The following is a 12376-nucleotide window of genomic DNA, read 5'->3' on the forward strand; positions in this document are numbered from 1 at the left end:
GATTAGAGCCCCGTCGTGATGTCGATCGACTGGCCGTCGGCCAGGGTCACGATCGCTTTTTTGACGTCGTTGCGACGCCCGACGATGCCACGGAAGCGCTTGGTCTTGCCCTTGGTCACGATGGTGTTGACCTTCGTGACTTTGACTTTGAACAGCTCTTCGACAGCGGCGGCGATTTCGTCCTTGGTCGCGTCGTTGGCCACCTTGAAGACAACCTTGTTCTGCTCCGAGAGCAGGGTCGTCTTTTCAGTGATCACCGGCGACAGGATCGTGTCGTAGTGGCGAGCGGTGGCGGCCATTAGGCGGCTTCCTTCTCAGCGAAACGAGCCGAGATCGCTTCCACCGCATCCTTGGTCAGGACGAGGGTTTGGCGACGCAGCACGTCGTAGACGTTCAGGCCGGCGTTCGGCAGGACATCCACGTTCGGGATGTTGCGGGCGGCGAGCTTGAAGTTCGCGTCCACTTCCGGGCCGGCGATGACCAGGGCGTTCTTCAGGCCGATCTTGTCGAAGGTGGCGCGCAGGGCGGCCGTCTTCGCTTCGGTCAGAACGACGCTGTCCAGGACGACCAGCGAGCCGGCCTTGGCCTTCGAGGACAGGGCATGGCGCAGAGCCAGGGCCCGGATCTTCTTCGGCAGGTCGAACGCGTGGCTACGGACGACAGGGCCGTGGGCCTTGGCGCCGCCGACGAACTGAGCCGCACGGCGCGAGCCGTGACGAGCGCCGCCGGTGCCCTTTTGCTTGTACATCTTCTTGCTCGTACGAGAGACCTCGTTACGAACTTGAATCTTGTGGTTGCCCGAGCGGCGCTTGGCCAGCTGCCAGGTCACGACGCGCTGAAGGATGTCGCCGCGGATTTCGTCGATGCCGAAGATGGCGTCGTCGAGATCCACAGAACCGGCCTTCGCGCCGTCAAGCTTGATGACGTCGAGTTTCATTAGCCTTCGCCCTCTTCGGTCGTCGCCGCGGGGGCTTCCTCAGCGGGGGTTTCAGCGGCTGCCGGAGCAGCCTCGCCAGCCTTGCGGAAGGCGCCCGGACGCGGAGCGTCGGCGGGGATGGCCTTCTTCACGGCGTCGCGAACCTTCACGTAGCTGCCTTCGTGGCCCGGGACGGCGCCCTTGACCAGGATCAGGCCGCGCTCGACGTCCACCTTCCAAACGGTGACGTTCAGCGTGGTGACGGTTTCTTGACCCAGGTGACCAGCCATCTTCTTGCCCGGGAACGTACGACCCGGGTCCTGGCGGTTACCGGTCGAACCGTGCGAGCGGTGCGAGACCGAGACACCGTGGGTGGCGCGGAGACCACCGAAGTTCCAGCGCTTCATGGCGCCGGCGAAGCCCTTACCGACGGTCACGCCTTGGATGTCGACCTTCTGGCCGGCAACAAAGTGGTCGGCCGTCAGTTCGGCGCCGACTTCGATCAGGGCGTTCTCTTCGACGCGGAATTCGGCGACGACGCGCTTCGGCTCGACGGCCGCCTTCGCGAAGTGACCGCGCATGGCGTTCGAGGTGTTCTTGGCCTTCTTGGCGCCGGCGCCGAGCTGGAGGGCGGTGTAGCCATCCTTCTCAACGGTGCGCTGGCCCGTGACTTGGCAACCGTCGAGCGACAGGACGGTGACCGGCACGTGCTGACCAGCTTCGTCGAAGAAGCGGGTCATGCCCAGCTTCTTGGCGAGGATGCCGGTGCGTTGGGTGGGGAGAGTCATGGATCGGCCCTCCTTACAGCTTGATTTCGACGTCAACGCCGGCCGACAGGTCGAGCTTCATCAGCGCGTCCACGGTCTGCGGAGTCGGGTCAACGATGTCGAGAACGCGCTTGTGCGTACGGATCTCGAACTGCTCGCGCGACTTCTTGTCGACGTGCGGCGAACGGTTGACGGTGAATTTTTCGATAAGCGTGGGCAGGGGGATGGGGCCCCGCACCGTCGCACCCGTGCGCTTGGCCGTATTGACGATCTCGCGCGTGGAATGATCCAACACGCGGTGATCGAAGGCCTTGAGCCGGATGCGGATGTTCTGACGATCCATATCGCTCGGTTTCCTAGTGGGCTGCGCCCGCGTCTCGAACCATTTCAAAGACCAACTCGAACCCCCAGAAGGGAGCTCGTACGCAGCGTCCGCAAAACAAATATCCCTGGCAGTCGCCTGCCGGGGGTGATGACCAGATATTGCGCCTTGTAGGGCGCTATTTCCGGGCGTCTCGCGAACCGCGTTTGAGCCCTAGAGCTCACAGCCGGTCCAACAGAGGCGCGCTTGTACGTTCCGGAATCGGTTTCGTCAAGCGCTCTGTCCGGTTCGTCTCGTCCGAAAGGACTCGAGTCGTCGGGCGGGTTCTGAATAGGCGCCCTGCCCCGCCCGCGCAAGGGCCTCGAAAACATAACACCGGTCCGCTTTTAACGCTTTCAGCGACCTGAGTAGCAAGAACGTGCGCCCGCTCGCGCGTAGGCGAAACGACCACCTCCGCAAGTGTCACAAAAATGCATTATTCGGCCCACAAGCGCCGCCGGTGGCCTTGAGGCGGAGTCCGAACCTCCATAGATGCCGCTCCTCCCCGGCGGACTGGGCGGCCCCTCCCCCCAACAACGACCGCCTAGCCAGCCAGAGGAGCCACTGTGTGTAAGGGGATAGACCCAATGAATACCAAGCTCTTCGCTACCGCCGCCCTGATCGCCGCCGCCGTCTCGGCTCCGGCCTTCGCTCAAAACCTCGGCTCGGTCGGCGCCGCCGTGAACTACACCGACCTGAACACCCGCTTCGGCGGCAATGACGGCACCTCGGTCGTCATCGACGGCTCGGTCGCCATCCCGCTGCAAGGCGCGTGGACCGTGACCGCCAACGGCGACGTCTCGATCTCGGACAACGACCTGTCGGACGAAACCGTCGCCTCGGGCGCCGTGCACCTGACCACCAAGCTGGGCGACACCGTCCGCGTCGGCGGCTTCACCGCCCTGTCGCGTCCGTCGAACGACACCCTGTGGGCCGTCGGCGCCGAAGCCCAGAAGTACCTGAACAACGTCACGCTGACGGGCCTGGTCGCCTACGGCCAATCGAACGACCTGGACGCCGACCTGTACACCGTCCGCGGTGAAGCCCGTTACTTCGTGTCGGACAACTTCCGTCTGAACGCCGGCGCTGGCTGGTCGCGCATCGACACCAACATCAATGCCGACCTGTGGGACGTGAATGCCGGCGGCGAATACAAGTTCGCCAACACCGGCTGGTCGACCTTCGCCAAGTACACCCATGCGGAATCGAAGGACCTGGCCAAGCTGAACTCGGACGCCGTCAAGTTCGGCTTCCGCTACACCTTCGGCGGCAGCCTGAAGGATCGTGACCGCGCCGGCGCCGACCTGGCCACGGCCGGCGATCTGTTCGGCTTCGGCGTCCGCTAAGGACACCGCACACCGTGCATGAAGAAGGCCCCGGGAGCGATCCCGGGGCCTTCGCTATATTATATAGAGTGTGGTGAGGCCGCTTATTGGCCGATGATGACGTCGCCCGAGCCGGCCACGTGCTTCTTCACCGGGCCGTTGACCTTGGCGATGCGCACGTCGCCCGAACCGGCCACCGAGACGTCGACCGAGTCGGCTTCGCCGTTGAAGCGGACATCGCCCGAGCCCATCACGTTGACGTCCACGAAGCGGCTGCGGCCGCCGGCGACCGTGATGTTGCCCGAACCGGCGATGTTGCCTTCCAGCTTGCCGGCGATGCTGGCGGTCGAGACGTTGCCCGAGCCGGCGATATTGACCTCGAGGTCACCGGCGATGGCCTGGGTGCTCACGTCGCCCGAACCAGCCAGATTGATGTCGGCCGAGGCGGCCGAGCCGGTCTTGGCGTCGCCAGAGCCGGCTTGAGCGACCTTCAGCTCGCCCTTGGTGTTGGCCACGGTCCAGTCGCCGCAGCCGGCATTGGCCAGGTCGACGCTGTTGGAGCGGCCGATGTCGCCGAACACCGCGCCGCCGGCCTTGACCTTGACGTCCATCGGCACGCGGACGGCGATCTGCGGGAAGTTCTCGTAAGACACCTCGCCCACGCCGCGCACCCGCACCCAGACCTTGCCGTCACGGCTGTTGCAGCCGTTGATCCGGTTCATGCGCAGATTGCCGTCGACGACCACCTCGTCGCCGTCCTTGCGGACTTCCAGCGGCAGGCTGGCATTGGTAGTCAGGAACTCGACCTTCACGTCGGTGCGGTTCTCGGGGATCACCACGACGCGGGCGACGGCGTCCTTGATCTTGATGGAGGGCGCGGCTTGCGCGACGCCAGCGGTGGAAACAGCGGCGGCCAGTACGGCCAGGGTAGCGAGAGCGCGCATCGGTCATTCCCCTCGGATGCGTTGAATTCGATGAGGGGAAGCTAGCGAGGGTTTGTCACCGCTTCGACTTAATTCGAGGTCATGACCCCGAAGTCATCTAACGCCGGTCTGCTAGTCGACCATCAGGGCGGCCAGGCCAAGGCCCAGGCCGAGCCCTAGCCCGACCCCAGCGCCCAGCTTGGGGTGGCGGCGGTTCATGGCGGCCATGAAGCTGGCCCCGCCCCGCAGCTGCCCCACCAGGCTGGGCTCGCAGGCGACGATACGGTCGAAGCGGCGCGCCAGGCGCGAGGCGCCGATGATCCGCATGCGACGGCCGCGCGGACCCATGCGACGCTCGATCAGGCCCTCGTGGACCACCTCGGCTGGGTCGGCGTAGTCGTGCTTGTAGGCGTCGGCGTCGACGCCGAAGTCCACGCGGGTGATCCCGCGCGCCGCCGCGGCCTCCATCGTGTCCAGCGTCATCAGCCCGCCCGGCGAGTACTTGGCGTAGGCCGGGTCATAGATCGGGAACCACAGGTGATGGCGCGCGCCCGAGGTCAGGCCCAGCTCGGCGGCGACCAGCTTGTCGCCGGCCTTCAGCACCGCCAGCCGCAAACCGAAGTCCGGCGCGTCGACCTGCGCCAGCCGCCGGATCAGGTCGACCGTCCAGCCGCAGGCGAAGACATCATACTGGTGGGTGCGGATGATCTGGACCCGCTTGTGGTCGATCACATAGTCGACCTGCTCCTGGGTCGGGCGCTCGAACGAGAACGACAGCGGACCGTGGTCGCGCTCCAGGGCGCGGCGACGCCGGCGCTTGTCCTTCAGGAACCGCGCGTCGCGGCCGGCCAGATAGGCGTCAAAGCCCCGCGAAAGATCGGCGACCATGGCGCGGCGCGTCGACAGGCCTGACAGGTCCGCCTGCCCCGCCCCGACCAGGCCGGTGAAGCGCGCGCGGTGCACGCCCTCTAGGCGCGGCAGCAGGTTGGCGATGTCGAGACCGGGCTCGGCGATCAAGCCGTGGAAGTCGCTGAGCGGCGCGGCCAGCGGCTGCAACAGCCCGCCGCGTTGCTGGAATGGCAGGAAGCCTCGGATCGCCCCGCCCTCGCGGACGACGGCGACATGCCCGCCAGGCGCGATCTCGGCGGCGATCTGGACGAAACGAGGATCGAAATAGGGGCTGGCCAACGCGGAGTCGGCAGCGCGAAAGGCGCGCCAGAGCTCAAGCTCGGCCGCTCCCAGCTGCGAGACCTCTACGGCCTCGACGACGACATCCTCGCGCACGACGCAACCCCACTCCCGTCCGGGTTGGAGGCATTAAGCCTAAAGGCTCCTAACAATCGCTTTAGTTGCGAAGTGTGTCTGCGCCCCACGGCGCTTGGTGTTTGCGCAGGCGGACGGGGGCGGACTTGTAGGCCGGCGTGCCCGAGCGCTGGTCGTGATCGTCCAACGACACCACGACATTGGTCTCGGGATAGTAGGCCGCCAGGCACCCCGGCGGGATCTCGCGCGCCACGACGGTGAAGGCCCGCACGATCCGCTCGCCGGTCTCGTCGAAGGCCGCGCCCAGGTCGACCAGGTCGCCTTGCGCCAGGCCCAGCCGCGCCATGTCGTCGGGATTGGCGAAGATCACGTCGCGCCGGCCGAACACCCCGCGATAGCGGTCGTCATAGCCGTAGATCGTGGTGTTGTACTGGTCGTGGCTGCGCAGGGTGGTCAGGATCATCACGTCCGGATCGTCGCGGCGCGGATCGCCGCCCTTGGGATCGTGGACCATGAAGTTGGCCTTGCCCGTCGCCGTCTTCCACACCCGGTTCGACGGCCCGACCGGCAAGCGGAAGCCGCCAGGGATGCGAACCTTGTCATTGTAGTCGTCGAACGCCCCCGGGAAGACCCGGGCGATCAGGTCGCGGACCGCATCATAGTCGTCGGCCAGGCCCGGCCAGTCGACCAGCGGATCTTCGCCGAACGTCGCCGTCGCGATCCCGCAGACAATGGCCGGCTCGGACATCAGGTGCTCGGAGGCCGGCGGGTTGAGCCCGCGCGAGGCGTGGACCATCGACATCGAGTCCTCGACCGTCACCGACTGGCGCACCCCGGCCCGGACATCCAGCTCGGTGCGGCCCAGGCACGGCAGCAGGATCGCTTCCTTGCCGATCAAGAGGTGGGTGCGATTGGGCTTGGTGGCGACGTGGACGGCCAGGTCCAGCTTGCGCATGGCCGCGAAGGTCCGCACCGGGTCGGGCGCGGCGACGGCGAAGTTGCCGCCCAGGCCGATGAAGACCTTGCTCTCGCCCCGCTCAATGGCCTCGATCGACTCGACGACCGTGTGGCCGTGCTCGCGCGGCGGCTCGAAGCCGAAGACGTCTTTCAGGGAGTCCAGCATCGCCGCCGACGGCTTTTCCCAGATGCCGACCGTACGATTGCCCTGGACGTTGGAGTGGCCGCGCAGCGGACAGATCCCCGCCCCCGGCCGCCCGATATTGCCCTTCAGCAGCAGCAGATTGACCAGCTGCTGCACCGTGCCCGAGCTGTCGCGGTGCTGGGTCAGGCCCATGCCGTAGCAGAGGATCGTCGCCTTGGCCTTGGCGTAGATCGCCGCCGCCTCTTCGATCCGAGCGCGCGGCAAGCCGCTGCCGGCCTCGATCGTCGCCCAGTCCTGGGCCTCGACCGAAGCGACCAGCGCTTCGTAGCCGGCCGTGTGATCCAGTATAAAGTCATGATCCAGGACGCCACCGTCGCGGGCCTCCATGGCCAGCAGCGCCTTCATCATCCCCTGCATCAGCAAGGCGTCGCCGCCGATCTTCAGCTGGAAATAGGCCGAGGCGATCGGGGTGGAGCCGAGCGTCGCCATCTCGACCGGGTCCTGGGGCGAGGCGAACTTCTCCAGCGACCGTTCCTTCAGCGGGTTGAAGGCCAGGATCGTCGCGCCGCGCCGGCTGGCGTCGCGCAGGGTGGTCATCATCCGCGGATGGTTGGTTCCGGGATTGTGGCCAAAGCACAGGATCAGGTCGGCGTGGTCGAAGTCCTCCAGGGTCACCGAACCCTTGCCCAGGCCGATCGAGTCCGGCAGGCCCACGCTGGTCGGCTCGTGGCACATGTTCGAGCAGTCGGGGAAATTGTTGGTCCCGAACCGCCGCGCCATCAGCTGGTAGAGGAACGCCGCCTCGTTGCTGGCGCGGCCCGAGGCATAGAACTCGGCCTCGTTCGGATCGCCTAGCGCCTTGAGGCCCTGCGCCGTGCGGGCGAAGGCTGCCTCCCAGGTGATCGGCTTGTAGCGGTCGTCGGCCGGGTCATAGGCCATCGGCTCGGTCAGTCGGCCCAGGTCCTCGATCGCGTGGTCGGTCCAGGTCAGCAGCTCGGTGACCGTGTGCTGGGCGAAGACCTCTGGCGTCGCGCGCTTGGACGTCGCCTCCCAGGCCACGGCCTTGGCGCCGTTCTCGCAAAACTCGAACGAACTGGTGTGCTTGGGATCGGGCCAGGCGCAGCCGGGGCAGTCGAAGCCCTCGGGCTGGTTGGCTCGCATCAGGGTCTTGCCGCCCTCGACGATCGTCTCCTGATCGGCAAGCGCCCCGGCCACCGCCTTCAGCGCGCCCCAGCCGCCGGCCGGCATATGGTACGGGCGGACGCCCTCGACCTTCTTATCGGACATCAGGCCGGCTCCAACGCGGACTCAATAAGACGCTCACCGCCGGCGAACACCGCATGGCCGTCGGCTCGGGCCAGGGCCACCAGGGTCAGGTTCGCTTCCTGCGCCTTCACGATGGCCAGCTCGGTCGGGGCCGAGACCGCGACCAGGATCGGGCAGCCGATCCGCGCGACCTTCTCGACCATCTCGAACGAGCAGCGGCTGGTGACGACCACAAAGCCCGCCGCCGCATCGGTCCCGGCGCGAGCCATGGCCCCGGCCAGCTTGTCCAGCGCGTTGTGACGGCCGACATCCTCGCGGACCAGGAAAAGCGCGCCGTCGACGTCGAAGAAGGCGGCGGCATGGGTGGCGCGGGTCAGGCGGCCCAGGGCCTGCTGCTCTTCCAGCGCCGCCAGGGCGCGCGGGATCAATTCGTGCCGGATGGCGACGCCCTGCCCCAGCACCGGCAGCGGCCGCACGGCGTCGGCCAGGCGCTGCACGCCGCACAGACCGCAGCTGGAGCGGCCTTCCAGGTTGCGCGGCCGGGCCTTCTTGATCAGCGCGCCGGGCGCCAGGCGGACATCGACCAGGATCCCCTGCTCTTCTTCCTTGGTCGTGATCTCCAGCACGTCGGCCGCCCTGGCGATGGCCTCGGTGACCACGAAGCCCAGGGCCAGTTCCTCCAGATGCTCGGGCGTGGCCATCAGCACCGTGTGCGGACGACCATCGAACGACAGGCCGACGGCGGTCTCTTGCGGCAGCGGCCGCTCGAGGGCCTGGACGGGCGCGCCGGCGCGCCATTGCACTGCCGGACGACGGGTGGCGGAGGAACGCGACATGGCGCGAAGCCTACTCCGTGGGCGCCGAGCGGTACAGCCGATGACGTCGCGACGGGTTTGTTCAAAAGCTTCATCGTTCGAGGCGTGACCGAACGCCGATCCTGGAGCAAACATACGCCCATGGCAGGCACCACCTTCGACACCCGACGCGCCCAGATGTTCCCCCGGCTGGAACCGGCCGAGATCGACCGCTTGCGTCGGTTCGGCCAGGTGATCCACGCCGAGAGCGGCGCGGCCCTGGCCACGGCCGGCGTCGCCTCGCCCGGCCTGTTCGTGATCCTGGCCGGCCGCGTGGCCATCAGCCGCCGCGACGCCCATGACGAAAGCCAGCCGATCGTCGAGCACGCCGCCGGCCAGTTCGTGGGCGAGATCGCCCAGCTGTCGGGCCGCCCCTCGCTTGTCGACGTCACCGCCATCACCGGCGTCGAGGCCCTGCTGATCGCCCCCGAACGCCTGCGCGCCGTGCTGGTCGCCGAGGCCGAGCTGGGCGAGCGGATCATGCGCGCCCTGATCCTGCGCCGGGTCAGCCTGATCGAGACCGGCGCCGGTGGCCCCATCATCATCGGCCGCGAGAGCGACGGCCAGGTCATCCGCCTGTCGGGCTTCCTGGCCCGCAACGGCCACCCCTACCAGAACCTCGATCCCGACCAGATGGACTGCGCCAAGGTGCTGATCCAGCGCTTCCAGGTCGACGAGAGCGAACTGCCGATCGTGCTGTGCCCGAACGGCGAGATCCTGCGCCAGCCGACCAATCATCAGCTGGGCCGCTGCATCGGCCTGGTCGGGCCGATCGACGCCGACAAGCTCTACGACGTCGCCGTGGTCGGCGCGGGCCCGGCCGGCCTGTCCACCGCCGTCTATGCCGCGTCCGAAGGCCTGTCGGTGCTGGTGCTGGACACCCGCGCCTTCGGCGGCCAGGCCGGGGCCTCGGCGCGGATCGAGAACTATCTGGGCTTCCCCACGGGGATCACCGGCATGGCCCTGATGGGCCGCGCCTATGGCCAGGCCCAGAAGTTCGGAGCCGAGCTGGCCATCCCCGACGAGGTCGCCTCGCTGGTCTGCGAAGACGACGGCAAGCATCGGTATCGCCTCAGCCTCGCCAGCGGCGAGACCGCCCAGGCTCGCTCCATCGTCATCGCCAGCGGCGCCCGCTATCGCCGGCTCGAGGTCGAGAACCTCGACCGCTTCGAAGGCGCCTGCGTCCACTACTGGGCCTCGCCGCTGGAGGCCAAGCTGTGCGCCGGCCAGGAGGTCGCCCTGGTGGGCGCCGGCAACTCGGCGGGCCAGGCGGCCGTCTACCTGGCCAGCCAGGTCAAGAAGGTCTGGATGATCGTGCGCGGCGAAAGCCTGGCGGCGACCATGTCGCGCTACCTGATCGACCGCATCGAGAGCACGCCCAACATCGAGGTCGTCGTCAAAAGCGCGGTCGTCGACCTGGAAGGCGAAGAGGGCAAGCTGTCGGCCATCCGCTGGCGCGGCGCGGGCGGCGTCGAGACCGTCCAGGACATCAGCCACCTCTTCCTGTTCATCGGCGCCCAGCCCAACACGTCCTGGCTGACGCACTGCCATGTCGAGCTGGACAATCACGGCTTCGTCCGCACCGGCGCCGACCTCTCGCCCGGCCATCCGCTGCTGCAGACCAGCCGCAAGGGCGTGTTCGCGATCGGCGACGTCCGGGCCGGCTCGATCAAGCGCGTCGGCGCCGCCATCGGCGAAGGCGCCCAGGCCGTCGCCGCCATCCACGCCTATCTGGCCGACGCGTAAAAAGGAGTCCGACGATGACCTGCATGCACGGCGACTCCATCCGCGTGGTCACGCCCAGCGCCAAGGGCTGCGAGGAATGCCTGAAGGCCGGCGGCTGGTGGGTGCACCTGCGCCTGTGCCGGACCTGCGGCCATGTCGGCTGCTGCGACGACAGCCCCAGCAAACACGCCACCAAGCACTTCCACGCGACCAAGCACCCGATCATCGAAGGCTATGATCCGCCCGAAGGCTGGGGCTGGTGCTTCGTCGACGAGGAGTTCGTCGAGCTGCCGGACCAGACCGAGCAGGTCGGGCCGATCCCGAGGTTCGTCAACGGCTGACGCACCCTTGAATTGAGTTGCTAAGCTTGGTCCTTCCGGCGATCGTCGTTCCCTGAAGAATAAAGGGACGTCTCCATGAAGCTGAAGATCCTGCTGGCCGGCGCGGCGAGCTTGCTGCTGACGTCCCCGGCGATCGCGGCCGGTCCAGCCTGCGCCACGCCCGACTTCGCCAAGCAGGCCAAGGCCCTGATCGACGAACGGGTCAAGGACGGCCGCTTCAGCGGCGCGGTGTTGGTGGCCAGGGACGGCGTTCCGATGCTCCGCGAAGGCTTCGGCGCGGCCAATCGCGAGTGGGACATCCCCAACACGCCCGACACCAAGTTCCGGCTGGGCTCGATCACCAAGCAGTTCACCGCCACGGCGATCCTGCAACTCGTCGACGCTGGTCAGCTGAGCGTCGAGGATCCGATCTCGAAGTTTTACGCCGAAGCCCCGGCGGCCTGGTCGAAGGTCACGATCAAGCATCTGCTGACCCACACCTCGGGGATCCCCAGCTACACCGCCATTCCGGGCTACTTCGTCAACGACGCCAAGCTACGGCAGACGCCTGAGGCGATCATCCGGCTCACGCGCGACAAGCCGCTGGAGTTCGAGCCGGGCAGCAAGTTCGCCTACGACAACACCGGCTACATTCTCCTGGGCTACGTCATCGAGAAGGTGTCGGGTCAGCCCTATGCCGACTATGTCGCGCATAACATCTTTAAGCCCCTGGGCATGAAGAACACTGGCTACGACGTCGCCAGCCAGATCCTGCCCAAACGCGCCTCGGGCTATCAGCCCGGCAAGGACGGCTGGCAGAACGCCGACTATCTGGACATGAGCGTGCCGTATGCCGCCGGCTCGCTCTATTCCACCGTCGATGATCTGCTGATCTGGGATCGCGCCCTGGCGACCGGCAAGATCCTGACCGACGCCTCGCGCAAGGCGATGTGGACCGACTACGGCAACCACTACGGCTTCGGCTGGGCCATCGGCGAACAGTCCGGCCACGAGCGGATCATGCACGGCGGCAGCGTCAACGGCTTCTCGACGGCCATCAATCTTTACCCAAAGGACGGGTTGGTCACGGTGGTGCTCAGCAACTTCATGGCCGCACCGTCCGACACCATCGCCGGCACTCTGGCGGGCCTATGCCTCGGGACCTGGCAGCCGCCTAAGGCCATCGCCGTGCCGGCCGCCGTTCTGGATCGTTATGTCGGATCCTATCAGCTGACCCCGATGATGATCCTGAGGGTGTTTCGCGAAGGCGACCACCTAGTCACCCAGGCCACCGGCCAGCCGCCGGTTCCGATCATCGCCACCGGCCCGAACGCCTTCTACGCGCCGGGCCCAGACGCCAAGCTGGTCTTCAAGCAGATGGGGGATGCCGCGGCCACCGGCGTCGTCCTCACACAGCGCGAGCGGGATCGGGAAGCGCCTCGGATCGCGGACAAGCCCTAGACAGCAAAAGGCCCCGGAGATTGCTCTCCGGGGCCTTCGCTTAGTTCAGTTCAGCGTGTGCTGAAGAAGGTCGATTACTCGACGATCTTGGCC

The 12376-nt window shown here is 67.1% G+C and carries 12 protein-coding genes and 1 pseudogene; 4 read left to right on the forward strand and 9 right to left on the reverse strand.

What is annotated here, in order from left to right:
* Positions 1-2 precede the first annotated feature (2 nt).
* From AC1RR5_RS17515 to AC1RR5_RS17535, 5 genes and pseudogenes are all read right to left on the reverse strand, one after another.
* A complete protein-coding gene (locus AC1RR5_RS17515) occupies positions 3-299 on the reverse strand; it encodes a 50S ribosomal protein L23 (RefSeq protein ID WP_004616934.1) in 297 nt (98 codons plus the stop codon).
* Positions 299-937 (reverse strand): 50S ribosomal protein L4, encoded by a 639-nt coding sequence (gene rplD, locus AC1RR5_RS17520; protein WP_354073215.1) that lies wholly within the window; start codon positions 935-937, stop codon positions 299-301. Before rplD ends, AC1RR5_RS17515 begins: the two co-directional genes overlap by 1 nt.
* On the reverse strand, positions 937-1704 hold the full coding sequence (rplC, locus tag AC1RR5_RS17525; protein ID WP_492923363.1) for a 50S ribosomal protein L3: 768 nt from the start codon (positions 1702-1704) through the stop codon (positions 937-939). The genes rplD and rplC overlap by 1 nt, the downstream gene beginning before the upstream one ends.
* A 13-nt stretch (positions 1705-1717) precedes the next feature.
* On the reverse strand, positions 1718-2026 hold the full coding sequence (gene rpsJ / locus AC1RR5_RS17530) for a 30S ribosomal protein S10 (protein ID WP_004616952.1): 309 nt from the start codon (positions 2024-2026) through the stop codon (positions 1718-1720).
* Between the two features lie 13 nt (positions 2027-2039).
* Positions 2040-2229: pseudogene (locus AC1RR5_RS17535) on the reverse strand (hypothetical protein).
* 402 nt (positions 2230-2631) lie between these two features.
* Here AC1RR5_RS17535 and AC1RR5_RS17540 point away from each other — a divergent pair.
* Positions 2632-3390: an outer membrane protein gene (locus AC1RR5_RS17540; RefSeq protein ID WP_492923365.1), complete on the forward strand. Its 759-nt coding sequence runs from the start codon at positions 2632-2634 to the stop codon at positions 3388-3390.
* Positions 3391-3473: 83 nt separating this feature from the next.
* Here the strand turns inward: AC1RR5_RS17540 and AC1RR5_RS17545 are convergent, their stop codons facing one another.
* The 4 genes from AC1RR5_RS17545 to fdhD all read right to left on the reverse strand — a co-directional run bounded on the left by AC1RR5_RS17545 (position 3474) and on the right by fdhD (position 8759).
* Positions 3474-4313, reverse strand: coding sequence for a GIN domain-containing protein (locus AC1RR5_RS17545; RefSeq protein ID WP_492923367.1), 840 nt, complete (start codon positions 4311-4313; stop codon positions 3474-3476).
* A 111-nt stretch (positions 4314-4424) separates the two neighbouring features.
* Entirely contained in the window at positions 4425-5576 is a 1152-nt protein-coding gene (locus tag AC1RR5_RS17550) for a GNAT family N-acetyltransferase (protein WP_492923369.1), read from the reverse strand.
* 61 nt (positions 5577-5637) lie between these two features.
* Positions 5638-7944 (reverse strand): FdhF/YdeP family oxidoreductase, encoded by a 2307-nt coding sequence (locus AC1RR5_RS17555; protein WP_492923371.1) that lies wholly within the window; start codon positions 7942-7944, stop codon positions 5638-5640.
* Positions 7944-8759, reverse strand: coding sequence for a formate dehydrogenase accessory sulfurtransferase FdhD (gene fdhD, locus AC1RR5_RS17560; RefSeq protein WP_492923373.1), 816 nt, complete (start codon positions 8757-8759; stop codon positions 7944-7946). The genes AC1RR5_RS17555 and fdhD overlap by 1 nt, the downstream gene beginning before the upstream one ends.
* Positions 8760-8879: 120 nt before the next feature.
* Here fdhD and AC1RR5_RS17565 point away from each other — a divergent pair, with 120 nt between their 5' ends.
* The 3 genes from AC1RR5_RS17565 to AC1RR5_RS17575 all read left to right on the forward strand — a co-directional run bounded on the left by AC1RR5_RS17565 (position 8880) and on the right by AC1RR5_RS17575 (position 12283).
* Positions 8880-10523, forward strand: coding sequence for an FAD-dependent oxidoreductase (locus tag AC1RR5_RS17565; RefSeq protein ID WP_492923375.1), 1644 nt, complete (start codon positions 8880-8882; stop codon positions 10521-10523).
* Positions 10524-10537: 14 nt separating this feature from the next.
* Positions 10538-10843: a UBP-type zinc finger domain-containing protein gene (locus AC1RR5_RS17570; protein WP_492923377.1), complete on the forward strand. Its 306-nt coding sequence runs from the start codon at positions 10538-10540 to the stop codon at positions 10841-10843.
* A gap of 75 nt (positions 10844-10918) precedes the next feature.
* On the forward strand, positions 10919-12283 hold the full coding sequence (locus tag AC1RR5_RS17575; protein WP_492923379.1) for a serine hydrolase: 1365 nt from the start codon (positions 10919-10921) through the stop codon (positions 12281-12283).
* Positions 12284-12376: the final 93 nt, after the last annotated feature.

This window comes from Caulobacter sp. GW821-FHT11E11 (genome assembly GCF_058808315.1).